The 24,076-nt window shown below is 33.9% G+C and carries 20 protein-coding genes and 1 pseudogene; 15 read left to right on the top strand and 6 right to left on the bottom strand.

The window, feature by feature from the left end:
* Positions 1 to 43: 43 nt before the first annotated feature.
* Positions 44 to 1,318 (bottom strand): serine hydroxymethyltransferase, encoded by a 1,275-nt coding sequence (glyA, locus tag ACZ5CF_RS07900; protein ID WP_464578701.1) that lies wholly within the window; start codon positions 1,316 to 1,318, stop codon positions 44 to 46.
* Between the two features lie 114 nt (positions 1,319 to 1,432).
* Between glyA and fahA the strand changes: the two genes are divergently transcribed.
* Positions 1,433 to 2,725: a fumarylacetoacetase gene (fahA, locus tag ACZ5CF_RS07895; RefSeq protein ID WP_464578700.1), complete on the top strand. Its 1,293-nt coding sequence runs from the start codon at positions 1,433 to 1,435 to the stop codon at positions 2,723 to 2,725.
* A gap of 108 nt (positions 2,726 to 2,833) precedes the next feature.
* On the top strand, positions 2,834 to 4,018 hold the full coding sequence (locus ACZ5CF_RS07890; protein WP_464578699.1) for a hypothetical protein: 1,185 nt from the start codon (positions 2,834 to 2,836) through the stop codon (positions 4,016 to 4,018).
* 28 nt (positions 4,019 to 4,046) lie between these two features.
* On the opposite strand, the pseudogene ytxJ reads toward ACZ5CF_RS07890, so the two are convergent.
* A pseudogene (gene ytxJ, locus ACZ5CF_RS07885) lies at positions 4,047 to 4,352 on the bottom strand (bacillithiol system redox-active protein YtxJ); the annotation flags it as partial.
* A gap of 232 nt (positions 4,353 to 4,584) precedes the next feature.
* On the opposite strand from ytxJ, the gene clpB reads away from it, so the two are divergent.
* Together clpB and ACZ5CF_RS07875 are read left to right on the top strand one after the other, a co-directional pair.
* A complete protein-coding gene (gene clpB, locus ACZ5CF_RS07880) occupies positions 4,585 to 7,191 on the top strand; it encodes an ATP-dependent chaperone ClpB (protein ID WP_464578697.1) in 2,607 nt (868 codons plus the stop codon).
* 108 nt (positions 7,192 to 7,299) lie between these two features.
* Positions 7,300 to 7,896, top strand: coding sequence for a TetR/AcrR family transcriptional regulator (locus ACZ5CF_RS07875; RefSeq protein ID WP_464578695.1), 597 nt, complete (start codon positions 7,300 to 7,302; stop codon positions 7,894 to 7,896).
* Positions 7,897 to 7,957: 61 nt separating this feature from the next.
* Here the strand turns inward: ACZ5CF_RS07875 and ACZ5CF_RS07870 are convergent, their stop codons facing one another.
* Together ACZ5CF_RS07870 and ACZ5CF_RS07865 are read right to left on the bottom strand one after the other, a co-directional pair.
* On the bottom strand, positions 7,958 to 9,514 hold the full coding sequence (locus ACZ5CF_RS07870; protein WP_464578694.1) for a PorP/SprF family type IX secretion system membrane protein: 1,557 nt from the start codon (positions 9,512 to 9,514) through the stop codon (positions 7,958 to 7,960).
* Between the two features lie 17 nt (positions 9,515 to 9,531).
* Positions 9,532 to 11,691 carry a T9SS type B sorting domain-containing protein gene (locus tag ACZ5CF_RS07865; protein WP_464578693.1) on the bottom strand — a complete coding sequence of 720 codons (2,160 nt, stop codon included), beginning with the start codon at positions 11,689 to 11,691 and terminating at the stop codon, positions 9,532 to 9,534.
* A 322-nt stretch (positions 11,692 to 12,013) separates the two neighbouring features.
* Between ACZ5CF_RS07865 and deoC the strand changes: the two genes are divergently transcribed.
* Genes deoC through ACZ5CF_RS07845 form a run of 4 tightly spaced genes read left to right on the top strand, consistent with a single transcriptional unit; the run spans position 12,014 to position 15,711 of the window.
* Positions 12,014 to 12,667, top strand: a complete 654-nt coding sequence (gene deoC, locus ACZ5CF_RS07860) for a deoxyribose-phosphate aldolase (RefSeq protein WP_464578691.1) — start codon at positions 12,014 to 12,016, stop codon at positions 12,665 to 12,667.
* A gap of 49 nt (positions 12,668 to 12,716) precedes the next feature.
* A complete protein-coding gene (locus tag ACZ5CF_RS07855; protein WP_464578690.1) occupies positions 12,717 to 14,405 on the top strand; it encodes a serine hydrolase in 1,689 nt (562 codons plus the stop codon).
* Between the two features lie 39 nt (positions 14,406 to 14,444).
* Positions 14,445 to 15,149 (top strand): purine-nucleoside phosphorylase, encoded by a 705-nt coding sequence (gene deoD, locus ACZ5CF_RS07850; RefSeq protein WP_464578688.1) that lies wholly within the window; start codon positions 14,445 to 14,447, stop codon positions 15,147 to 15,149.
* A gap of 58 nt (positions 15,150 to 15,207) precedes the next feature.
* Positions 15,208 to 15,711 (top strand): SixA phosphatase family protein, encoded by a 504-nt coding sequence (locus ACZ5CF_RS07845; protein WP_464578687.1) that lies wholly within the window; start codon positions 15,208 to 15,210, stop codon positions 15,709 to 15,711.
* On the opposite strand, the gene ACZ5CF_RS07840 is transcribed toward ACZ5CF_RS07845, so the two are convergent.
* On the bottom strand, positions 15,708 to 16,478 hold the full coding sequence (locus ACZ5CF_RS07840; RefSeq protein ID WP_464578686.1) for a DUF6503 family protein: 771 nt from the start codon (positions 16,476 to 16,478) through the stop codon (positions 15,708 to 15,710). The genes ACZ5CF_RS07845 and ACZ5CF_RS07840 overlap by 4 nt on opposite strands.
* Before the next feature lie 117 nt (positions 16,479 to 16,595).
* On the opposite strand from ACZ5CF_RS07840, the gene smpB reads away from it, so the two are divergent.
* The gene (smpB, locus tag ACZ5CF_RS07835; protein ID WP_464578685.1) at positions 16,596 to 17,057 is read left to right on the top strand and encodes an SsrA-binding protein SmpB; all 462 of its coding nucleotides are present in this window, start codon (positions 16,596 to 16,598) and stop codon (positions 17,055 to 17,057) included.
* Here smpB and ACZ5CF_RS07830 read toward each other — a convergent pair.
* Positions 17,054 to 17,695, bottom strand: a complete 642-nt coding sequence (locus ACZ5CF_RS07830) for a protein-L-isoaspartate(D-aspartate) O-methyltransferase (RefSeq protein ID WP_464578684.1) — start codon at positions 17,693 to 17,695, stop codon at positions 17,054 to 17,056. The genes smpB and ACZ5CF_RS07830 overlap by 4 nt on opposite strands.
* 149 nt (positions 17,696 to 17,844) lie before the next feature.
* On the opposite strand from ACZ5CF_RS07830, the gene ACZ5CF_RS07825 reads away from it, so the two are divergent.
* The 6 genes from ACZ5CF_RS07825 to ACZ5CF_RS07800 all read left to right on the top strand — a co-directional run bounded on the left by ACZ5CF_RS07825 (position 17,845) and on the right by ACZ5CF_RS07800 (position 24,074).
* The gene (locus ACZ5CF_RS07825; protein ID WP_464578683.1) at positions 17,845 to 18,813 is read left to right on the top strand and encodes a Gfo/Idh/MocA family protein; all 969 of its coding nucleotides are present in this window, start codon (positions 17,845 to 17,847) and stop codon (positions 18,811 to 18,813) included.
* 5 nt (positions 18,814 to 18,818) lie between these two features.
* On the top strand, positions 18,819 to 19,709 hold the full coding sequence (locus ACZ5CF_RS07820; protein ID WP_464578682.1) for a 3-hydroxyacyl-CoA dehydrogenase family protein: 891 nt from the start codon (positions 18,819 to 18,821) through the stop codon (positions 19,707 to 19,709).
* Positions 19,710 to 19,749: 40 nt separating this feature from the next.
* Positions 19,750 to 20,985 carry a DUF1015 domain-containing protein gene (locus tag ACZ5CF_RS07815; protein ID WP_464578681.1) on the top strand — a complete coding sequence of 412 codons (1,236 nt, stop codon included), beginning with the start codon at positions 19,750 to 19,752 and terminating at the stop codon, positions 20,983 to 20,985.
* Positions 20,986 to 21,003: 18 nt separating this feature from the next.
* Complete coding sequence (locus tag ACZ5CF_RS07810; RefSeq protein WP_464578680.1) at positions 21,004 to 21,678, top strand: YggS family pyridoxal phosphate-dependent enzyme; 675 nt, start codon at positions 21,004 to 21,006, stop codon at positions 21,676 to 21,678.
* 90 nt (positions 21,679 to 21,768) lie between these two features.
* Positions 21,769 to 23,130 (top strand): exonuclease domain-containing protein, encoded by a 1,362-nt coding sequence (locus tag ACZ5CF_RS07805; RefSeq protein ID WP_464578679.1) that lies wholly within the window; start codon positions 21,769 to 21,771, stop codon positions 23,128 to 23,130.
* A gap of 107 nt (positions 23,131 to 23,237) precedes the next feature.
* Positions 23,238 to 24,074, top strand: coding sequence for an ion transporter (locus ACZ5CF_RS07800; protein ID WP_464578678.1), 837 nt, complete (start codon positions 23,238 to 23,240; stop codon positions 24,072 to 24,074).
* Positions 24,075 to 24,076 lie beyond the last annotated feature (2 nt).

Raw genomic sequence — 24,076 nt, 5'->3', positions numbered from 1 at the left:
CAAGCCAAAAACTTGAGGATTTTATAGTAAGCATATTTTAATATTACCAAACAAACAAAGGTCTGTTTGCCATCATTTCATACACTTTATTAGCAACTCCTTCTAACACCTTTTCATTATCATGATTGGTAATCACTTCATCTATATAAGCTACTACTGCTTCCATATCTTTTTCTTTTAAACCTCTGGTTGTAATGGCAGGAGTACCTACTCTAATTCCGCTGGTAACAAATGGGCTTTTATCATCAAACGGAACCATATTTTTATTAACAGTTATCTCTGCTTTTCCTAATGCTTCTTCTGCTTGCTTTCCTGTAATATTTTTATTTCTTAAATCTATAAGCATCATATGGTTGTCTGTACCACCAGAAATAATATTATAACCCCTATCTACAAAGGCTTCTGCCATTGCTTTAGCATTTTTTTGTACCTGAATTATATAGTGTAAAAAGTTATCAGATAATGCTTCACCAAAGGCAACTGCTTTAGCAGCAATAATATGCTCTAACGGACCACCTTGATTGCCGGGAAAAACAGCACTATCTAATAAAGATGACATTTTTCTGAGCGACCCATTTTTTAACGTAATTCCGAACGGATTTTCAAAATCTTTCCCTATCATAATCATTCCTCCACGTGGTCCTCTTAATGTTTTATGTGTTGTTGTAGTTACAACATGACAGTGCGGTAGCGGGTCATTTAATATTCCTTTCGCTATTAGTCCAGCCGGATGAGATATATCGGCCATTAAAATAGCCCCAACAGAATCTGCAATTTCTCTAAATCGTTTAAAATCTATATCCCTAGAATAAGCAGACGCTCCTGCAATTATAAGTTTAGGTTTATGCTCATCGGCCATTTTAGCAACATGCTCGTAATCTATATAGCCAGTATCGTTATCTACACCATAAAATACCGGATTATACAATTTCCCTGAAAAATTTACCGGTGAGCCATGAGTAAGGTGCCCACCATGCGATAAATCAAATCCTAAAATAGTATCGCCAGGTTTTAAGCAAGCTGCAAAAACAGCTGTATTTGCTTGCGAACCACTATGAGGTTGAACATTAACCCATTCTGCTCCAAAAAGTGCTTTGGCTCGTTCTATGGCTAAATTTTCTACTTCGTCTACAATTTCACATCCTCCGTAATAACGCTTGCCGGGATATCCTTCTGCATATTTATTGGTTAATACAGAGCCGGCTGCCTGCATTACTTGTTCACTCACAAAATTTTCTGAAGCAATAAGTTCTAAGCCTTCTATTTGGCGTTCTCTTTCGGCTTCTATGAGCTCAAAAATCTGTTCGTCGCGTTGCATAATTCTCTATTCGTTAAATAATCATCAAAAATAGTAATTCCGATGCTCAAATAAGCGGAAAATAATATATTTGACAAAACTTTTTTTAACACACTAAACCAACTTTAGTTTACTATGCCACATAAAACAAACGACCCTAATAAAAAATCTTGGATTCCGGTTCCCGAAAATTCAGATTTCCCAATTCAGAATATTCCTTTTGGTGTTTTTTTAACCAGAGACGATATTATTACAATTGGAACCAGAATTGGAGATACAGCTATAGATTTAGGTGCTTTGCATCAGCTTGGATATTTTGAAGGAATACCTCTTACAGACGATATTTTTCTTCAAGACACGTTAAACGATTTCATATCTGACGGAAAGAAAACCTGGAGGCTCGTTAGAAACAGAATTTCTGAAATATTCGATATAAATAATCCAAAATTAAGAGATAACGAAGAACACAAAAAAATTGTATTATTTTCTCTAGATGAGATAGAAATGCAATTGCCGGTGCAAGTTGGCGATTACACAGATTTCTACTCAAGTAAAGAGCATGCTACCAACGTAGGTAAAATGTTTAGAGATCCGGAAAATGCACTACTACCTAACTGGTTGCATATACCGGTTGGTTATCACGGTAGGAGCTCTACCATAATTCCTTCGGGAATTCCTATTCACAGACCGGTTGGACAAACCATGCCTGCCGGAGCCGATAAGCCTGTTTTTGGTCCGTCGAAATTATTAGATTTTGAACTGGAAATGGCTTTTATAACCACTGATGCAAACGTTCTCGGAGAACCTATCCCGGTAGATGAAGCAGAAGAATATATTTTTGGTATGGTATTATTTAATGACTGGAGTGCACGCGATATACAAAAATGGGAATATGTGCCTCTTGGTCCTTTTTTAGGCAAAAACTTTGCATCATCAATCTCTCCGTGGATAGTAACTTTAGATGCTTTAGAGCCTTTTAGAGTAGCATCGCCTAAACAAGATCCGGAGCCACTACCCTATTTAAGAAGTACCGGCAAAAAAAGCTTTGATATTAACTTAGAGGTAGCTATTACTCCGGAAGGGGGAGAACCTGTAACCGTAACAAAATCTAATTTTAAATACATGTACTGGAACATGTCTCAACAATTGGCACACCATACAGTGAACGGTTGTAAAATTAATAGCGGAGACATGATGGCAAGTGGTACAATATCCGGTCCTACTCCAGATTCGTACGGCTCTATGTTAGAACTAACCTGGAGAGGCGAAAAACCTATAAAAATGAAAGATGGTACCGAACGTAAGTTTATAAATGATGGAGATACTGTTACCATGAGAGGGTACTGCAAAAATGAAAATATTAGAATAGGTTTTGGAGAAGTTAGCACTAAAATATTGCCTCCATTCACTGCTACTAAAAACAAATAATTAGTTTTATCGTTATTATAAATCAGTAAACCCGTATATAATGCGGGTTTACATGTTTGGCATTATCCTTGAAAGGCCCTAATCATAAACAAATCAAACTTAACTGCCATGAAAAAATTTATACTACTTATTTGCATTACAATTGCTCTAGGAGCTTGTAACACTGCTAAAAAAACACAAAAAGCCATCAACTCAGGTAACTACGATGGTGCCATAAATATTGCTTTAAACAAGCTTAGAGATAACAAAACAAAAAAAGGCAACCAAGAGTATATTGTTATGCTCGAAGAAGCCTTTATTAAGGCTGTTTCAAGAGATCTAAACCATATAAAGTTTTTAGAAAAAGATGGTAACCCAGAGAATTTTGAGGCTATTTACGAAACGTATTTAGGCTTAAGAAACAGGCAAGAGCGCATTAAACCTTTGTTACCATTATATATTGTAAATAAAAACAGAAATGCTAAGTTTACTTTTAAGGATTATACCAATCAAATAATAAACTATAAAAACAAAACATCAGAATATTTATACAACAAAGCTTCAGAATTATTAGAAAACGGGGTCACAAAGTTAGATTTCAGGAAAGCATACGATGATTTTGCATACTTACAAAAAATAAACCCTAATTATAAAGATGTAGAAACCAAGTTAAACATTGCTCATAATAAAGGCACAAATTATGTCATTGTAAGTATGTACAATGACTCTAATATGGTTATCCCTGAAGCTTTAGAAGCCGATTTACTAAGTTTTAACAGCTTTGGTATTAATGATTTTTGGACAGAATACCATGTAAATCCGCTTCAAGATGTCTCTTATGATTATAGCATGGATGTAGCTTTCACTGCTATTAATATTTCGCCGGAGCAAATAAAAGAGCGACAAATAATTAAAGAAAAGCAAATAAAAGATGGCGAAACTCCTGCTTTAGATGAAAACGGCAACAAACTAAAAGATAGTTTAGGCAACTACATTATGGTAGATAAGTTTAAAACTATTAGATGCACTTTTTACGAGTTTAATCAATATAAAGCAGTTGATGTTGTTGGGCAGGTAACATTTACCGATTTGCAAAACAACCAACCCATAAACTCATATCCTTTAGCCAGTGGTTTTGAGTTTAACCATGTTTTTGCAACTTACGATGGCGATAAAAGAGCTTTAGACGATGCTATGCTTTCGTTAATAAAAATAAAGCAAGTTCCTTTTCCTACCCATGAAGAAATGATTTTTAATGCAGCAGAAGATTTAAAACAAAAACTTAAAGCAATACTTAGAAAACAACGATTTTAATTAAAAACTCGCCTCCGGGCGAGTTTTTTTATAAATATTCCTCTATTGCTTTAGCACTAATGCTTCCGTGAGAAGCATTGTAAACCGCTTTTCCATCTTTAACAAGTATAACTTGAGGACTTTCATGTTTTACACTCAAAATCTCTGCAACTGCATTAGACAAATCTCTGTAGAGCAAAACATCTAGAAAGTGCATTTTAATTTCTTGGTTGTCCCAATTAAAATCTCGCTCAAAATTAGTTAGCGCCATTCTACTAATTCCACAACGTGTAGAGTGTTTAAACAACAATTGAGGTTGAGTGTAAGACTCTTTAATTATTTGTTTAATCTGATTTTCATTATATACTGTATTTCAATTAGTTAACAAAGATTTTTGTTTTGTTTCTTTTCCTGATGATAAAAAAAGTTTAGCTAAAAATCCCATAGAAAGCTATTTAATATTTACAAAAATAATCCGTCAAAATGTCTCTAAAAACAACAAAAAACAAGTCAAATAGTCAGTTATTACAACTTGGAATAACTATTGACTAACAATAAATACTAATATTAAAAAATAAAAATACGATATGAATTTTAATAATTTCACTATAAAATCGCAAGAAGCCATACAAGGTGCACAACGTATTGCACAAGAATATGGCCATCAACAAATAGAAAACGAGCACATTGTTAAAAGCATTTTCGAAGTAGACGAAAATGTTTTGCCTTTTCTATTAAAAAAGCTTCAAGTTAATGTTACATTACTTAAGCAATTGTTAGATAGCACTTTACAAAGTTTTCCTAAAGTAAGCGGTGCAGATATAATGTTGTCTAGAGATGCTGCTGCTACTTTAAATGAAGCTAGTATTGTTGCTAAAAAAATGAATGATGAGTTTGTTTCTATTGAGCATTTAATTTTAGCAATCTTTAAATCTAAAAGTAAAATTGCTCAAATTTTAAAAGATCAAGGTGTAACCGAAAAAAAACTAAAAGCTGCTATAAGCGAACTCAGAAAAGGAAGCAATGTAACTTCTGCAAGTGCAGAAGAAACGTATAATGCCCTTAATAAATACGCAATAAACCTAAATGAAAGAGCCAATAGCGGAAAGTTAGACCCAATTATTGGGCGTGACGAAGAGATAAGACGTGTGCTTCAAATTCTTTCACGCAGAACCAAAAATAACCCGATGCTAGTTGGTGAGCCCGGCGTGGGTAAAACTGCAATAGCAGAAGGTTTAGCACACAGGATTGTTCAAGGAGACGTACCCGAGAACTTAAAAGATAAACAAATTTTTTCTTTAGATATGGGTGCGCTAATTGCCGGAGCAAAGTACAAAGGAGAGTTCGAAGAACGTTTAAAAGCAGTTATAAAAGAGGTAACTTCATCAGACGGTAATATTGTTTTATTTATTGATGAAATTCATACGCTTGTTGGCGCCGGTGGTGGACAAGGAGCTATGGATGCAGCAAACATTCTAAAACCTGCCTTAGCAAGAGGAGAACTTAGAGCTATTGGCGCAACAACGTTAGATGAGTATCAAAAATATTTTGAAAAAGATAAAGCTTTAGAGCGTCGTTTTCAAAAAATAATGGTCGATGAGCCAGATACAGAAAGTGCAATTTCTATTTTAAGGGGTATTAAAGAAAAATACGAAACTCACCATAAGGTGCGTATTAAAGATGAAGCTATAATTGCTGCTGTAGAGCTTTCACAGCGTTATATTACAGACAGGTTTTTACCAGACAAAGCTATAGATTTAATGGATGAAGCTGCTTCTAAACTTAGAATGGAAATTAACTCTAAGCCAGAAGAGTTAGATGCATTAGATAGAAAAATAATGCAGTTAGAAATAGAAATTGAGGCTATTAAGCGCGAAAAAGACGAAGTAAAACTAAAAGCTCTTAATGCAGACTTAGCAAATTTAAAAGAAGAACGAAACGAAATTTTTGCTAAATGGCAAAGTGAGAAAGAGATAATAGACAAAATACAAACTACAAAAGAAGCCATAGAGCAATATAAATTAGAAGCCGAGCGTGCAGAACGTGAAGGTAACTATGGTAAAGTTGCAGAGCTTAGATATGGTAAAATAAAAGAAGCACAAGAAAAGCTTAATAACTTACAAAAACAGTTAGAAGAGCAACAAGAAAACTCGTTAATAAAAGAAGAAGTAACAACCGAAGATATAGCAGAAGTTGTTGCAAAATGGACCGGTATTCCTGTAACAAAAATGCTGCAGAGTGAGCGCGAGAAACTACTTAAACTAGAAGAAGAACTTCATAAAAGAGTAGTTGGCCAAGATGAAGCTATTCAGGCTGTTTCTGATGCAATCAGAAGAAGCCGTGCTGGCTTACAAGATGCAAAACGCCCAATTGGTTCGTTCCTGTTTTTGGGTACAACCGGTGTTGGTAAAACAGAATTAGCAAAAGCGCTTGCAGAGTATTTATTTGATGATGAAAACGCCATGACCCGAATAGACATGAGCGAATACCAAGAGCGTCATGCTGTTAGCCGTCTGGTTGGTGCGCCTCCGGGATATGTTGGTTATGATGAAGGAGGGCAGCTAACAGAAGCTGTAAGACGTAGACCCTACTCTGTTGTGTTATTAGACGAAATAGAAAAGGCACACCCAGACACCTTTAACATTCTGTTACAGGTGTTAGATGAAGGTAGACTGACCGATAATAAAGGTAGAGTGGCAGATTTTAAAAATACCATTATTATAATGACAAGCAATATGGGTAGCCACATTATTCAAGAAACCTACGAAAACAACCCAGATATGCATGCTGCAGCAGAAGCTGCTAAAGCAGAGGTGCTTGGATTGCTTAAAAAAACTATTCGTCCGGAGTTTTTAAACCGTATAGACGATATAGTGATGTTTACTCCGCTAACCGAGAAAAACATTAAAGACATTGTAAGATTACAACTAAAGAATGTTATTAAAATGGTTAGCAAGCAAGGTATAACTTTAGATGCTACTGAAGATGCAATTGCATATTTAGCACAAAAAGGATTTGATCCGCAATATGGGGCAAGACCTGTAAAACGTGTAATACAACGCGATGTGCTAAACAAGCTTTCTAAAGAAATATTAAGTGGTAATGTTACCAATGATAGTATTATTTTAATTGATGCTTTTAATGATGAGTTAGTATTTAGAAACCAATCCGATTTGGTAGACAAACAATCTTAACTAAAAGATATAGCCTTAAAAAAGCGCCACAAAAGGCGCTTTTTTTATTTTGAATAAACAAAATATACCTATCAGTATTTTTATTATATTAGCTAAAACAACTTATATATGCCAACCAAAGCAGAACGCACCACCCAATTTATAATAGAAACCGTTGCCCCCATGTTTAATAAATTTGGATATGCAGGCACCAGCATGAGCGATATTACAAAAGCTACTGGGCTTACTAAAGGTGCTATATATGGTAATTTTAAAAGTAAAGAAGACCTCGCTATACAGGCATTTAAATACAATTTAAAAAAGCTTTTAGAAAAAGTACAGGAGCGCGTAGATAATACTGAGTCTGCCATAGAAAAATTGTTTATTATCTCTGCCTTTTACAGGCACTATGATGATGCTATTCACGAATTTGGAGGTTGTCCCATTTTAAATACTGCAATAGATGCAAACCATGTAAACGAAGAGCTTTTAAATAATGTTAGAAGTGCTATTTTAAGAATCCAGAACAGTATAAAAAACATAATAGACCAAGGTAAAAGTAAAGGAGAAATAAAACCAATGGTAGACAGTACTGCCTATGCAAAACGAATTTTTAGTATGATAAAAGGCGCTGTTTTCACTTCGTATATTATGAATAACAGTAAGTACTTAAAAGATATGATGAATATGGTTGACACCATTATAATTAACGAGCTTAAATATTAAAAAAACTGCATTGCTCGTAACAATGCAGATTATTGAAAACCTAACGCTAACCACAAACGAGTTAGTTGTTTTTTACCCAGAGGATCCATGTCTCGCCAAAGTAGCGCCCATTGTATCTTGTACGTCTTGCGTTTTCTATCTCAGATAATTTATCGTACTTTTTTAGATACACATAATAATATTTGTTTTCATTATTATAAAAATACTTTGGAGACAATCCCCTCTGGGTTAAGAACTTCATAAACAAATCAAAATACTTTTTCTGAGAGAATACATTAACTACCAAATAAAAACCGTATTCTACACCTTCTATTCTATCTTCTACTTGGTAGCGTTTATTTGGTGCTTTTTCATTAAATAGATCTTTTAACAATTCTTGATCAGAGTCTTTATCAATCCCTAAAGAATCTAAAGACTCAATGCTCATAGTTTGTATAGATTTATCTGTTAAATTAGTTTCTTGTATTGTACTGGTATCTTTTGCAATTGCTGCTTGTTCTAGTTGTTTTGTAGCATTAGTTTGTTTAGATGTTGATTTTTGTTTATCGCTGGGTGTTGCTATTTGCTCCGGTTGTTTAACAGTACTTTCCGGTTTGGTAACTTTAGTGTTGGTTTTACTAATTTCATCTGCAACTTTCTCTTTCTTTTTTGTGGTTGAAACCGGACCTTCTTTAAAAGTAATTGGCTTATCATTGTACGATTTGCCAAGCTCTATAGTGGCAGTCACCTCATAGGTTGCCCCAAAAGCTCTGTTAGACTGCTGAGTTCCGGTTTCTACAAGAAAACCAACCCCAAAACTGTTACCTATTTTTGCTCCTATACCGCCAGATATACCATACACGCTATTATAACCTACTTGTATCCATCCGTGTTTGGGAGCGTCTATTAGCACCGATGCTCCGTATTGTAAATCTTGTTCCGGCAAATGTTTTGCGTATACTAAGCTTCTAACACTACCATCTGTCATAAAAGTGTTTTTTTGTGTAAAAGAATGTGTATAACCTATATGGCCGGAAAATATTTTTTCAGAAAATGTTGTTACAGAATTAGACTCGGTTAAATTATAATCATATAAATTCTCGGCTGTAAAGCCTATGTCTATATTACTTATAGTTAAGTTAATCCCTGGCATAAACACTAAAATAAAATCATCTTGTGTGTCTAGTAAAAACGGATCAGGTTGTGGTGTAACAAAAGCGTTTTTATCTAAACCTCGCCTAAAAACTGTTGTATTTAAACCAAATGTTAACCAAGTAAACCTAGACAATTGTATGCCCTTAGCATAGTTTACTAACAACCCTGAATCTGTATACAATCCTAAATTTTGCTGAAAAAGTGCTAAACCAGCTCCTGTTTTTTCGGCTACTTTTCCAGAATAATTTATTAGATATGTTTTTGGAGAATCTTCAATGCCAATCCATTGTATTCTACTCCAAATACTCAAATCTCTTCCCTCCTGTCTAACAAGAGAGAAAGTAGGATTAAAAATATGTCTGTTGTATTTTATTACGTTGTGCTGTCGCCAATCTACCAACGGGTTACTGCTGGTTTCATTTTGTGCTTGAAGCTTGGGCGCTAGCATCAGTAACAAAATAAAGCCAACGTAATGCTTTATCATATCATTAATTTTCTACATCAAAGTCCAACAACTGTTATAGATCCTTTCTTTAATGCTTTTCCGTTTTTATTTATAAAGTAATAGTATATCGTAGATTTAGTATTAGTTATTGTGGTAGGTTCAGGCCAATTGTTTTGGTATTGTTTAGTCTTTAAAATAGGCCTTCCATACGTATCGCATATAACAACCTCAATATCAGGATCGTTAACAATTTTTGCCGGTAAAACCCACTTATCATTTATATTATCTTGATTGGGTGTTATAATGTTTGGCACCACAAAAGATTCAGATATTGCTACTGTAATGGTTTTAATAACCTTACAACCACCAACATAGGCCGTTAATGTGTACGTGCCTTCTTCAGATACTTGTAAACTATCGGTTGTAGATAGCGTTATCCCAGTACTGTCTGTCCAAATATACCTATCTGCTCCAGATGCAGTTACAGTCTCTGACCCTTCTGGAGATATATATACTATACCGCTATGAGATAATGAAACTACATCATCTGAAAGCGGGCTTATTGTAATAATTTCTGATTGTTGCGAACAACCATTAAGCTGAATTTCAGTATAATACTCTCCTGGTTCAGATACAACATAATTGGCTTCTAAAGTGCTTTCTATAAGCACATCATTTTTATACCAATTATAAACTGCATTTTCTATAGTAGTAGCTGTTAGTGTAGATTGCTCACCATCACAAACTACATTTTTACTAGCTTGAAGCTCTGGAGTTGGTATTCTTAATCTTATTTCTTTTGAATTGGATTCATAAACTGTGTTGTTATAATTTACTGCAAGTGTATATGTACCATTATCATGGTAAGAACTAATTGGTAAACTGGTTCTATTTACCGATAAAGATTCGTTGTTTTTAATCCAACTAAATGTAAACTTTTGCCACTCAGATGCAGGTATTTCAATTGTACTGCTATTAACAACAGCAGAAAAAGATGCAATCTCAAGTTCGGCTGTACTGCTTTCGCATGGGTTATATAGTTGGTCTGCAGTAATTTCAACACTTAAAGCCTGAGGCACAAAAACAGAAAACTCAGGTGATTTTACAGAACCAGCACAAGAGCCTTGCGCCGTAACTTGAGCCCAGTAGGTACCGGGCTCATTTACGTGCAATGAGGTGTTACCATTTTCTTGAATGATTTCACCATTTTTATACCACGCTATGGTAGGGTTTGGGGCATTGGTTGAAATACTTAGCGTGGTAAAATCGTCATTAAACAAAAGTGTTTCGGTTGCAGAAACAGCTTCTACAGTAAACCCATTTTCGGGGCGTGTAAGGGTTACCGTATTAGAAGCAGCTTCGCATCCGCCTTCATTAATGATTTTTAGTTGATAATCGCCATAGCTGTCCTCAGAAACGTTTACACGTAAATGAGGCATATAAGGAGGTAAGTTACTTAAATGTTCACCATTTTTATACCATTTATAAGTGTAGGCTTCATTTGTGGTATTTGCCGAAAAAGTGTGATAAACGCCGGGGCAAGCTTCTATCATACTATCTCCGGTTATACGGGCCTCTAAATCTTCGCCAAAACTAACAATTACAATGTTAGAATATAGTGTTCCGGTGCAATCACCAAAGTAAGGTTCTACATAATATTCACCGGATTCTGTAACCTCTAATGTTGCACCACCATTGGCATAATACTGTCCGTCTTTATACCAAATATACTCATCTGCAATGTCATGGTTTAAGCTTATAGTTGCGCTATTACCCCCACAAACAGCAACATCTTGATAATTATTTAAAACTAACTGAACACTCGGAATGTAATATGCGTTAAATGATTGGCTGCTTGGACTAACCATCGCAGGAGAAGTTGCACGCACTCTTATTTTGTAATTGTCGCCTCTAACAGTTGTTGGTAATTGAAAAGAAGTTTCAAAACCAAATGAAAAATTTTGATCGGTAACGGTTTTTAAAACGGTAGGAGCATCAAAACTACCCTGCGCATCAGATAATTCAATATAAAATGTGTTGTTAGTGTTAAAGGGTTGCTCGTCGAAAGCAACAATTGCTTCAAAAAGGTTATGTCCATCCTTTGCGCAGGCGTAGGTAAATGATAGTTCTGGTGCGTGTAGGTTTTGCGATTGCGTGTTCCATATTGATGCACAACAACAGCAAAACAACTGTATTGTTGTTAGTAGGCGTTTCATAGTATGTGATTTGGGGGTTAAACATTATGGGGTTTTAAAATCCCACTTTGTTTAAAAAAACCGAAAAAAAGTGTAGAAAGTAAACTTATATCATAGGCACATTTATTTGTTATTTAATTGTAATTTTACCGAAAACTAAAGAATATTTTGAAACTGTCAAAATCGACAAACTGAAATTTTTTATCGATAAAATACATTAACAGTGTTGAATATCCGATAAAATTAGCATCTCATCGACGAACAACACTTTGTGCATTTTTTTTAATTTTTCGATGAAATGCATTTTGAAGAACTAAAACCTATTGAAAATTAATGTTTTATCATGAAAATAAATTCTTACATAGATCATACCCTACTAAGCCCTACTGCTCTGCCTTCAGACATTAACACACTATGCGAAGAAGCACTCGCACATTCTTTTTTTAGTGTTTGCGTTAACGGATGTTACGTAAAACAAGCAGCAGATATTGTAGCTGATTCTAATGTTAAGGTCTGTACCGTAATAGGTTTTCCTTTAGGAGCTATGAGCGGAAAAGCAAAAGTTCTCGAAGCAGAGCAGGCTTTAAAAGATGGTGCGCAAGAATTTGATGTGGTAATAAATTTAGGGTGGCTCAAAGCCGGAGAGTATAACAAGGCTTTACAAGAATTAGCTTTTGTAAAAGACGTAGTTGGTAAACGCATTTTAAAAGTTATAATAGAAACTTGTTATCTTACAGATAAAGAAAAAGAAGACGCTTGCAAATTAGTAGTTGATTCTGGAGCAGATTTTGTTAAAACATCAACCGGATTTGGTACACATGGAGCTACATTAGACGATGTAAAACTGATGAAAAACGTTGTAAAAAATAATATTCAAATTAAAGCTTCGGGTGGCATAAAATCATATGCAACTGCTTTAGAGTATATTGCTTTAGGTGTTAGTAGAATTGGCACCTCTAGCGGGGTTAAAATAATAAGTGAAGCTCTGGAGCACTAATTGTAACACACAGGCTTATTTCACGTCTTTTTTGTTAAAAGCATACCACATGCGATGTATTATATTAATTCTATTCTTTTTAACTTTTTTTTCTGCTAACTGTCAAACAAAAAAAGACACCCTAGCGCTATTACTAAAACAAGCTCATATACCAGGCATACAACTTTCTTATTTTAACGAAAAAGACGATTATTCTGTTGCCATTGGTGCTACTAGTAAATCTAAAATAGATACTGTAACACATAGCACAATATTTCAGGCAGCTTCACTTAGCAAACCAATTACAGCTTATATAGCACTAAAACTTGCAGATAAAGGGGTATTGAACATTAATAAGCCTTTACAAAGTTATTTGCCTTACAATAGATTAGATAGTACAGAGTTTGGCAATTTAATAACAGCAAAACATATTTTAAGTCATACATCCGGTTTACCTAATTGGGGAAGTAAATTTTTAACTATGCATTTTAAACCGGGCTTGGGTTGGAGGTATTCCGGAGAAGGTTATGTTTATTTGGCTAAAGTTTTAGAAAATATAACTAAAACTCCTTTTGAAAAACTGGCGCAAGAACTTGTTTTTTCACCACTAAAAATGAATTCAACAAGTTTTGTATGGAAAAGTGAGTTTGAAAATTTAATAGCAGATGGGCATTCTGAGTTAGAGCAACCTTTTACTTCTTGGAAACCCAATAAACCCAATGCTGCAGCAAGTTTGCTTACAAATGCAAAAGATTACGCCACTTTCTTAAAAGCTGTTTTAAATGGTACAGGGCTCTCTAAACAATCGCATCAGCTTATGCTTACTCCATTTGGTTCTGCACAAACCCCTGAAACATCTTTTGCTACTGCTCCATATATAACTTGGGGGTTAGGAGTTGGGCTTGAACATCAACAAAACAGTACTAACTTCTGGCATTGGGGAGACAATGGTACTTTTAAAGCTTTTATGTATGTGATGCCTAAAACACAAGAAGGGTTAGTTTATTTTTGTAATAGCGAGAACGGCTTATCTATAACTAAAGAGGTTTTATCTTTATTCTTTAAAAACAAAGATTTAAAAGCAGTTAACTGGATAGATTACACGCATTTTTCTGATAGCTTACATCAAGCCAAAATTAAACTTCAAAAAGCTTACTTAAATGAACCGGCAGATAAAGCTCAAACTGTGTTAAAAGAGCTGCTAAAAAACACCGAAACCAAACATAATTTTAAAAACATTGTAGAACAAACAGCTCTTTTATTAATAACCAATAAAGAACCTGAAAAAGCTATTTCTTTTATAAAAAATGCCCGCAATTACTATAAAAATAACTACAAACTTAAATTGTATTTAGCAGATGCTTTTGCCGTGAAAAAACAGTACCAAAAAGCTTTAAACCATTACATTACCTTAAAAAAAGACACTACTGTAAACAATAATTTATTAGCCTCTAGAGAATATTGGGTTTTACAAGCTCTCAATGCTAAAAAAAATGAGAATAAAAAGCCTTTACCTTTAAAAAAATATGCTGGCAACTATGGTGATGCTTTTTCGGTAGTGCTAAGCAATAATAAGCTGTTTTTAAAAAATAATAATTCTTCTATATCAATAGAATTAATTCCTTTAAGCCGTACCGTTTTTGATACTGCTTCTCCGGAACAATACAGAATAGTTTTTAAACTTAATAAACGTGCTGTTACTGCTTTGGTGCTCTCTAGTATTAACGGAGATGCTAAACAATTTTTAAAACTTAATTAAAAATGCATAGATTTGGCTTTGCTGTGCAAAAAAAAAATTATGAGTTTACATATTGAAGCTAAACCCGGAGATATTGCCGAATCTATATTATTGCCCGGAGATCCACTTAGAGCTAAATGGATTGCTGAGACATTTTTAGAAGATGTGACTTGTTATAATACTATAAGGGCAATGTATGGCTACACGGGGTATTATAATGGTAAAAAAGTTTCTGTACAAGGCACAGGAATGGGAGTTCCCTCAATTAGTATTTATGTGAACGAGCTTATAAACCAGTATGGAGTAAAAAACTTAATACGCGTAGGTACGGCCGGCTCTTACCAAGAGCATATTGGTATTAGAGATACCGTTTTAGCCATGGCTGCATCTACTAATAGTAGCATTAATTTTCAGGCTTTTAGTGGAGAACAATATGCTCCAACAGCAAGTTTTGAGCTTTTTGCTAAAGCCTTGCAGGTTGCTCAACAAAAAAATATACCTATTAAAGCAGGAAATGTGCTTACAAGTGATGTTTTTTATCAAGATAATAAAGATTATTACAAAAAATGGGCAAAATACGGTGTGCTTTGTGTAGAAATGGAAACGGCTGCTTTATACACTCTTGCTGCAAAATTTAATGTAAATGCTTTATCTATTTTAACAATTTCAGACAGTTTGGTAAACCCAAATTTAAACACCAGCGCTAAAGAAAGAGAATCTAGTTTTAAAGATATGGTTGAATTAGCATTAGAAATTGTTGTATAGCAATTATATTAAAACTCTTATACCAACGTTATACACTATAGCACAAAATTAAATTGTCATGAAATATTTACTTACCTTCTTGTTAGCAGCCCTTACTTTTATTCCGTTAACTGCACAAGAAGATGAAAATACTACCGTATATTTTTTAATTAGGCATGCAGAAAAAGATCGCTCTAACCCCAACGAAAAAAATCCGAACTTAACCCAAGACGGTATGGCTAGAGCTTTAAAATGGGCCGAAGTGCTCTCTACTATTAAGTTAGATGCCGTGTATTCTACCAACTACAACAGAACCAAACAAACCGCTAAGCCAACCGCTATAAAACAAGGGTTAGAAGTTGTTTTATATAATCCGAGAACACTTAATATAGATGATTTTAAGGCATCTACTAAAGGCAAAAAAGTGCTTATTGTTGGTCATAGTAATACCACTCCTGCTATGGTTAACAAATTAATTGGTAAAGAAAAATACGAGCAAATAGATGACCACAACAATGCAAATCTTTACATTGTTACCATAAAAAATAATACTGTAACCGACTTAGTTTTAAAAATAGATTAGTTAGTATTTTTTAACGATACCTGAACGTTTTCTAATAGTATTTTAGATAAAAGTTCTAACGCTCCGGCTTCAAATAAAGAATCTAACTCATAAACCGTCACATTTTTTTCTTTAGGTTTATAATTATTATAATCTACAAACCTAATTCCGTTTACCACTCTTGGGTTAAAAGCTTCTCTAAATCTGAGTCCGCCTCCATTCACATGAAATTTATAAGCTAAATAATCGGCTGTAAAATTTTCTTTGTGAATCCAATACACATAAACATCTTCAAAATCTTCTCCTCCTCCTTCTTCATTAAACGATACTTCTATTTTATAATATGGCTCATTTTTAATGGTTGTAGTGCCCAATAAGCGTTTATTAACTGCTTTATCATTTAATCCGTATGGCAAATACGCAAAATAATGAACAGAGTTAACAGAATTTCCATACTTAGTTTGTAATGAGTCCGGTAATTGCACTGCAACATCATTTAAAGTACGATTAAACCCTTTGTTTGTAAGCTCATCAACCGTCTTATTGCCTAAAGAATCTGCTGTAATTCTCTTATATGAAAATTGCCATTTGTTTCGTTCAGACTCGTATTGCTTTCCTCTAAATGCAAATTGAATTTTATTGTGTAAATAGCGCTCTCCTCCTGCTGTTTCTATAGTTTTATCTATTATTTCTTGAGCTGTTAATAATGTTTTTTGTTGAGCTTCTTTTTTTGGTTCTTTACAGCTTATTGCAACAAAAAAAATCGCAAACACAAATACTCGTTTCATATATTCTTTTTTTTAAAGTGGCATAAAATTAAAACTTCTTATCACAAAGAGTCGTAATTAAAACATAAAATTGACATTTGATAATTTGTTGTTACTTTTGCTGGGCTAATTAAAACAATGAGTCAGAAAAACATAAATATAAAAAACAAAAGAGCTCGTTTTGAGTACGAGATTTTAGATACTTATATTGCCGGGATTGTGCTTACAGGCACCGAAATAAAATCTATTAGGCAAAGTAAAGCTTCTATTGCAGAGAGCTTTTGTGAGTTTAATGAGCGTGGAGAGCTTTTTGTAATAAATATGTATATAGACGAATATTCGCACGGCTCGCATTACAACCACAAACCCAGAGCAGAACGAAAGTTACTTTTAAATAAAAGAGAGTTAAAAAAACTACATAAAGAAGTTAAAAATACCGGAATCACCATTGTTCCGCTTAGATTATTTATAAATGAAAGGGGCTTTGCAAAGCTAGAAATTGCACTTGCAAAAGGTAAAAAACTATACGATAAACGTGAAACTATTAAAAAACGTGATGTTAAGCGAGATTTAGACAGGATTAAAAAATCGTATAATTAGTTTTTATCTTCTAACATTGGTACAAACCTAAACTCTCCGTATTCTTTTTTCTCAAACTTTTTTTCTCCGGTTCTAACATAGCGTGTCATTATTTGTTGATGCTTACCAACCGGAATAACTAATTTTCCACCAATTTTTAATTGCGCCAACAGTGCTTTAGGAACAAAAGGAGCTCCTGCAGTAACAATAATACCATCAAAAGGAGCCTCTTCGGGCAATCCTTTATAGCCATCGCCAAAAACTAATTTTTTTGGTCTGTAGCCTAATTTCTGTAAGAACAGTTTGGTTTTTTTAAACAACTCATTTTGTCGTTCTATAGAGTAAACTTTAGCACCTAACTCTAACAAAACTGCAGCTTGATAACCGCTCCCGGTGCCAATTTCTAAAATTTTATCGCCTTTTTTAATTTCTAATAATTGAGTTTGAAAAGCTACTGTAAAGGGTTGCGATATTGTTTGATCGGCCGCAATAGGAAACGCTTTGTCCTGATATGCGTGGTCTTCAAAACTGCTATCCATAAACAAATGCCTCGGAATTTTTTTAATAGCTGCTAATACGCGCTCATCGGTAATACCTTTAGCAGCAACCGTTTGCACAAGTTTATTGCGCATTCCCTGATGTTTTAAAGTATCTTTCAAGCTACTTATATTTTAAATGTTATTGGTTTAAAGGTAGTTAATGTATAACGTTTACAAAACCCTTTTTAAGTAATATGCTACAAAGTTAAAACGGATTTTTGTCATGAAAAATCAACCAAGAATAGTATTTTTGTTCAAAACTAAATTTTATGCTTAAAATAGGCGTGCTGGGTGCAGGGCACCTGGGTAAAATACACCTCCGATTACTAAATCAATCTAACAAATACAATTTAGTTGGATTTTATGATCCTAATAAAGAAAACTCACAAAAAGTAGCGCAAGAATTTGGCTATACTGCTTTTAATAGTGTAGATGAGTTAATAGATGCTGTAGATGTTGTAGATATTGTTACTCCTACCCTTTCGCATTTTGATTGCGCAAAAAAAGCCATACAAAAAGGAAAACACATTTTTGTTGAAAAGCCAATAGCCAATACCGTTGCAGAAGCTCAAGAAATAAGAAATTTAGCAAAAGAATACGGAGTACGCGGTCAAGTGGGCCATGTAGAGCGTTTTAATCCGGCATTTAAAGCGGTAAAAGACAAAATTAACAACCCAATGTTTATTGAGGCACATAGGCTGGCTGAGTTTAATCCGAGAGGTACAGATGTTCCGGTGGTATTAGATTTAATGATTCATGATATTGATATTATTTTAAGCGTTGTACAATCTGAAGTAAAAAATATAACTGCAAGTGGAGTATCGGTAATAAGCAACTCGCCAGATATTGCAAATGCCAGAATAGAGTTTGAAAACGGGTGTGTAGCTAATTTAACTGCCAGCAGAATTTCGTTGAAAAACATGCGAAAATCAAGGTTTTTTCAGCGAGATGCTTATATCTCTGTAGATTTTCTAGAGAAAAAAGTTGAAGTTGTTAAAATGAAAGACGCCCCAAAACAACCAGACGATTTTGCTTTAATCTTACAAAATGCCGAAGGTGTTAAAAAGCAAATATATTTTGAAAACCCTAAAATAGAACCAAACAATGCAATTTTAGAAGAGTTAGAAACATTTGCAGAAGCCATACAAACTAATACAACACCAGTGGTTCCTTTAGCCGATGGCACACGTGCCTTAGAAGTAGCCACACAAATAATAAATTGTTTTAATAAAAATTAATATTTATGAAAAATATAGCTGTAATTGGAGCAGGAACAATGGGCAATGGAATAGCACACACATTTGCTCAATTTGGTTACAAAGTTCAATTAATAGATATCTCTGAAAAAGCATTACAAAAAGGAATGGCAACTATAAGTAAAAACTTAGACAGAATGGTTGCCAGAGAAAAAATTTCTGAAGAAGACAAAGCCGCTACTCTAAATAACATTACAACCTATACCTCATTAAAAGAAGGTGTTGAATACGCAAGTTTAGTAGTAGAGGCTGCTACAGAAAATGTAGATTTGAAGCTTAATATATTTAGAGAATTAGATGAGCTTTGCCCGGAAGATACTATTCTGGCAAGTAACACCTCTTCTATCTCTATAACCAAAATAGCATCGGTAACTAAAAGGCCCGAAATGGTTATAGGCATGCATTTTATGAATCCGGTTCCTATAATGAAATTAGTTGAAGTAATTAGAGGCTATAATACCTCTGATGAAGTTACAGAAACCATTATGGAGCTATCAAAAAAATTAAATAAAATTCCGGTAGAGGTAAATGATTACCCAGGGTTTGTTTCTAACCGAATTTTAATGCCAATGATTAATGAGGCTATAGAAACACTTTATAATGGGGTTGCCGGAGTTCAAGAGATTGATACGGTTATGAAATTAGGTATGGCACACCCAATGGGTCCGCTTCAATTAGCCGATTTCATTGGATTAGACGTATGCCTATCTATTTTAAACGTATTATATGATGGCTTTAAAAACCCAAAATACGCTCCTTGTCCGCTTTTAGTTAATATGGTTACTGCCGGCAAATTAGGGGTAAAATCTGGAGAAGGGTTTTATGATTATTCCGAAAGTAATAAAGCAGAAAAAGTATCTTCTCAGTTTTTAAAATAAAATTATCGGGCACAATAAATTGTGCCCGATATATATAACAATGGCTAAAATTATTCCATTTAAAGCAGTTAGGCCTACCAAAGATAAAGTAACTCTTGTTGCCTCAAGAAGTTACGAAGATTACAGTAAAAAAGAGCGTAAAGCACAACTTAGCTTTAACCCCTACTCTTTTTTACATATTATAAACCCCGGATATAAATTTCAAAAACAAGTTACCGGTTCTGAGCGTTTTGAGCTCGTTAAAAACCGATACTTAGAATTTAAAGAAGATGCTGTTTTTTTAAAAGACACAACACCTTCACTTTATATATATAAGCTAAAAAAAAGAGGGCGAGTGTTTTGCGGTATTTTTGCAGGAGCAAGTACTGAAGATTATAAAAATAATGTTATAAAAAAGCACGAAGATACTATAGAGTATAGAGAGCTGCTATTTAAAGAGTATTTAAAAACCGTAGGATTTAATGCAGAGCCGGTTTTACTTACCTACAAAGACAATCCCACTATAAACGATATTGTTAAAAAAACCACACTTACACAACCACTCTACGAGTTTACCACAGAAGATAAGGTTACACATTATGTTTGGCGCATTACAGATTCTGATAAAATTAAGGCTATTTGTAACGCATTCGCATCAATAAACGAACTTTATATAGCAGATGGGCATCATCGTTCTGCATCTTCTTACCTGCTTGCAAAAGAATTAGCAAAAGAAAACAAAAACCACACCGGTAAAGAGCCCTACAATTTTTTTATGAGCTACTTAATACCGGAGTCTAATTTAAAAATTCATGAGTTTAACAGATTAATAACCGATTTGAATGGTTTAAGTAAAGAAACTTTTTTAATAAAATTAGATAAGTGGTTTAGAATAGAAAACAGAGGTCAAGAATTATATAAGCCCACCAAAAAACACCATTTTAGTATGTATTTAGATGGTGAGTTTTACTCGCTATATCTTAGAAAAACAGTATATAAATTTACAGATGCACTAAGTAAGCTAGACACTCAAATTTTATATAAAACTATTTTAGATCCTATTTTAGGAATTAAAAATCTTCGTAACAACAAACGCATAGATTACTGCTACGGGGAGCATAATATTATTAAAATGAAAGATTTAATAGACCAAGGTAAATTTGCAGTAGGTTTTGGTTTAGTTCCGGTAACCATATCAGAAATGAAAGCCATTGCAGATGCCGGTTTAGTTATGCCTCCTAAAAGCACGTATATAGAGCCAAAACTTAGAAGCGGTTTAACCATTTACGAATTCTAAAAATTACATTGATTAGTTATGAGCATTGCAGAAAACTTAATCAACATAAAAAAATCTCTTCCGGAGCACGTTACTTTAGTTGCTGTTAGCAAAACCAAAACTATCAATGAAATCATGGAAGCGTACAATGCCGGTCATAGAGATTTTGGCGAAAATAAAATTCAAGAAATGACGCAAAAATGGGAGCAGCTTCCAAAAGATATAAATTGGCACATGATAGGGCACGTACAACGTAATAAAGTTAAATACATGGCTCCGTTTGTATCTTTAATTCATGGTGTTGATAGCCTTAAACTGCTCAAGGAAATTAATAAACAAGCACAAAAAAACAACAGGGTTATAGACTGTTTGCTTCAAATTCATATTGCTCAAGAAGACACTAAGTTTGGAATGAATGAAAGCGAATTATTTTCTTTAATAGAAAGTGATGAGTTTGCCAGCCTTAACAATATTAGAGTTAAAGGATTAATGGGAATGGCAACTTTTACAGATAACACCCGGCAAATAACGCAAGAGTTTACATTGTTGCAAACTCTATTTAAAAAACTACAGCAATACAATCCCAGTCAAAAATTAGCACCTTCAATTTTATCTATGGGTATGAGCTCAGACTATAAAATTGCGTTGCAATGTGGTAGTAATATGGTTAGAATAGGTAGTAGTATATTTGGAGCTAGAAATTATAATAAATAATAAGCGGTTACTTATTTTAACTTGATTTTCTTAACTTAATTTTTAAAATTTATAACCTAATCATTCCTTAAAAAATCTGTATAATAGAGTTTGTACGCAATTTTAGACATAGAAACCACTGGTGGCCAATACAACGAAGAGGGCATTACAGAAATTGCCATATATAAGTTTGATGGCCATCAGATAACCGACAAATTTATAAGCCTAATAAATCCTGAAAGAGCCATTCAGCCCTTTGTTGCAAACCTTACCGGTATAAACAATAACATGCTTCGTAATGCACCAAAATTTTACGAAGTTGCCAAGCGTATTGTAGAAATTACCGACGGTTGTATACTTGTAGCACACAATGCACAATTTGATTATAGAATTTTACGAACAGAATTTAGGCGCCTAGGCTTTACATTTAAACGCAAAACGTTATGCACTATAGAACTATCAAAAAAACTAATTCCTAACCAACCTTCGTATAGTTTAGGTAAATTGGTCCGTTCTTTAGGTATTCCTGTAAGTGATAGACACAGAGCAAACGGCGATGCCCTTGCTACAGTAAAACTATTTAAATTATTACTCACCAAAGACACGTCTAAATCTATCATTACAAAAGCTGTTAAAGCAGAAAACGTTGGTCAGCTAAACCCAAGGCTTCAAGACATTGTAGAGCAACTTCCCAATGCAGTAGGAGTATATTATATGCATCGAGAAGACGGAACTATTATTTACATCGGTAAAAGCAAAAACATTAAAAAGAGAGTAAATCAACATTTTACATCAACCTCAAGAAAATCTAAAAAAATTCAGCGCGAAGTAGTTGCCGTAACATACGAAGAGACCGGTAGTGAGCTAATTGCTTTACTGAAAGAGTCTGAAGAAATTAAAATCAACAAACCTATTTACAACAGAGCTCAACGTAGAACCTTTTTTCAGTATGCTTTATATACAGAAAAAACCCAAGAAGGCTATATAGCATTAAAGTTAGATAAGGCAGATGGGCGTAAAAAAACGGTTACTACTTTTTCTAATTTTGAAGAGGGAAAAAAAATGTTATTTACTATTACAGAAAAGTATAAACTATGTCAAAAAGTAAATGGTTTATACCAAAGTAATAGTTACTGCTTTCAGTACCATATAGATTGCTGTAATGGTGCTTGTAATTTAGAAGAACCCCCTGAAGAATACAACAAAAGAGTAACAGAAGTGTTACAACAATGCAGCTACCCAAACCAGCATATGCTTATAATTGATAAAGGTAGAAGTATTGATGAAAAGAGTGTTGTTTTAATTGAAAACGGACAGTACAAAGGGTTTGGGTATTATAACCTAAATTATCAAATTAATAATATTGATGTGTTACGCTCAGTCATTACTCCCATGAAAAACAATCGAGACACACAACACATCATACAATCATACTTAAGAAGAAAAAAGAATCCGAAAATTGTAACTTTTTAAACACCATTACAAACAAATTAAAGGTTTAGTAAAAATTAAAAAACTAATTAATAAATATCATTACCGTTTAAAATAATGTAACTTTAAAAATTAATACTATTAAACCTATGAGTTCTCAAGAACATCACAAAAGCTGGAGGGCTAAGCTACACGAAATAATTTACGGTACACATACGCCAGCAGGTAGGTGGTTTGATATTATTTTACTTATTGTTATTGTTTACAGTATAATTATTGTAATGATAGAAAGTGTGCCAACTTTAGACGCACAGTATCATGATTTTTTAAACCTTTCTGAGTGGGTTGTTACCATTCTTTTTACAATAGAATATATACTTAGAATAATATGTATAAAAAAGCCTACTAAGTATATTTTTAGTTTTTTTGGTATAGTAGATTTACTCTCAACAATACCCAAATATCTATCCTTTTTCTTAGTAGGTTCTCAATATTTAGCAGCTTTCAGAGCATTACGTCTTTTAAGAGTTTTTAGGATATTAAAACTAGTTAGATTTGTAGGAGAGTCTAACAACCTTGTACGCGCACTACGGGCCAGCAGAAATAAAATTTTTGTATTTGTTTTTTTTATAATAATCGTGTCGGTTTTATTAGGCACTGTAATGTATTTGATAGAAGGTCCTGAAAATGGCTTTAACAGCATACCTCATAGTGTATATTGGACAATAGTTACCTTAACTACCGTTGGATACGGAGACATCTCTCCTCAAACTCCTCTTGGCCAATTTATAGCGACTGTTATTATGATTATTGGTTATGGTGTAATTGCTGTACCTACAGGTATAGTTTCTGCCGAATACACATCTGCTAAAAAACAATCAAAAGATGGATTAGATGGTAGAGCTTGCCCCAACTGCAGTACAGAAATCTATAGGTCTGATGCTGCTTATTGTAGAAAATGTGGTCAAAATTTAAGTGATTATTAAAC

It is taken from the genome of Lutaonella thermophila (assembly GCF_055387725.1).
The sequence above is the reverse complement of the archived record's forward strand: the minus strand, read 5'-3'. Positions and strand labels throughout refer to the sequence as shown.

What these genes read in the sequence shown, in the direction of transcription:
- glyA (WP_464578701.1), bottom strand. Translation starts at nt 1,318, where the DNA reads ATGCAACGCGACGAACAGATTTTTGAGCTCATAGAAGCCGAAAGAGAA.
- fahA (WP_464578700.1), top strand. Translation starts at nt 1,433, where the DNA reads ATGCCACATAAAACAAACGACCCTAATAAAAAATCTTGGATTCCGGTT.
- ACZ5CF_RS07890 (WP_464578699.1), top strand. Translation starts at nt 2,834, where the DNA reads ATGAAAAAATTTATACTACTTATTTGCATTACAATTGCTCTAGGAGCT.
- clpB (WP_464578697.1), top strand. Translation starts at nt 4,585, where the DNA reads ATGAATTTTAATAATTTCACTATAAAATCGCAAGAAGCCATACAAGGT.
- ACZ5CF_RS07875 (WP_464578695.1), top strand. Translation starts at nt 7,300, where the DNA reads ATGCCAACCAAAGCAGAACGCACCACCCAATTTATAATAGAAACCGTT.
- ACZ5CF_RS07870 (WP_464578694.1), bottom strand. Translation starts at nt 9,514, where the DNA reads ATGATAAAGCATTACGTTGGCTTTATTTTGTTACTGATGCTAGCGCCC.
- ACZ5CF_RS07865 (WP_464578693.1), bottom strand. Translation starts at nt 11,691, where the DNA reads ATGAAACGCCTACTAACAACAATACAGTTGTTTTGCTGTTGTTGTGCA.
- deoC (WP_464578691.1), top strand. Translation starts at nt 12,014, where the DNA reads ATGAAAATAAATTCTTACATAGATCATACCCTACTAAGCCCTACTGCT.
- ACZ5CF_RS07855 (WP_464578690.1), top strand. Translation starts at nt 12,717, where the DNA reads ATGCGATGTATTATATTAATTCTATTCTTTTTAACTTTTTTTTCTGCT.
- deoD (WP_464578688.1), top strand. Translation starts at nt 14,445, where the DNA reads ATGAGTTTACATATTGAAGCTAAACCCGGAGATATTGCCGAATCTATA.
- ACZ5CF_RS07845 (WP_464578687.1), top strand. Translation starts at nt 15,208, where the DNA reads ATGAAATATTTACTTACCTTCTTGTTAGCAGCCCTTACTTTTATTCCG.
- ACZ5CF_RS07840 (WP_464578686.1), bottom strand. Translation starts at nt 16,478, where the DNA reads ATGAAACGAGTATTTGTGTTTGCGATTTTTTTTGTTGCAATAAGCTGT.
- smpB (WP_464578685.1), top strand. Translation starts at nt 16,596, where the DNA reads ATGAGTCAGAAAAACATAAATATAAAAAACAAAAGAGCTCGTTTTGAG.
- ACZ5CF_RS07825 (WP_464578683.1), top strand. Translation starts at nt 17,845, where the DNA reads ATGCTTAAAATAGGCGTGCTGGGTGCAGGGCACCTGGGTAAAATACAC.
- ACZ5CF_RS07820 (WP_464578682.1), top strand. Translation starts at nt 18,819, where the DNA reads ATGAAAAATATAGCTGTAATTGGAGCAGGAACAATGGGCAATGGAATA.
- ACZ5CF_RS07815 (WP_464578681.1), top strand. Translation starts at nt 19,750, where the DNA reads ATGGCTAAAATTATTCCATTTAAAGCAGTTAGGCCTACCAAAGATAAA.
- ACZ5CF_RS07810 (WP_464578680.1), top strand. Translation starts at nt 21,004, where the DNA reads ATGAGCATTGCAGAAAACTTAATCAACATAAAAAAATCTCTTCCGGAG.
- ACZ5CF_RS07800 (WP_464578678.1), top strand. Translation starts at nt 23,238, where the DNA reads ATGAGTTCTCAAGAACATCACAAAAGCTGGAGGGCTAAGCTACACGAA.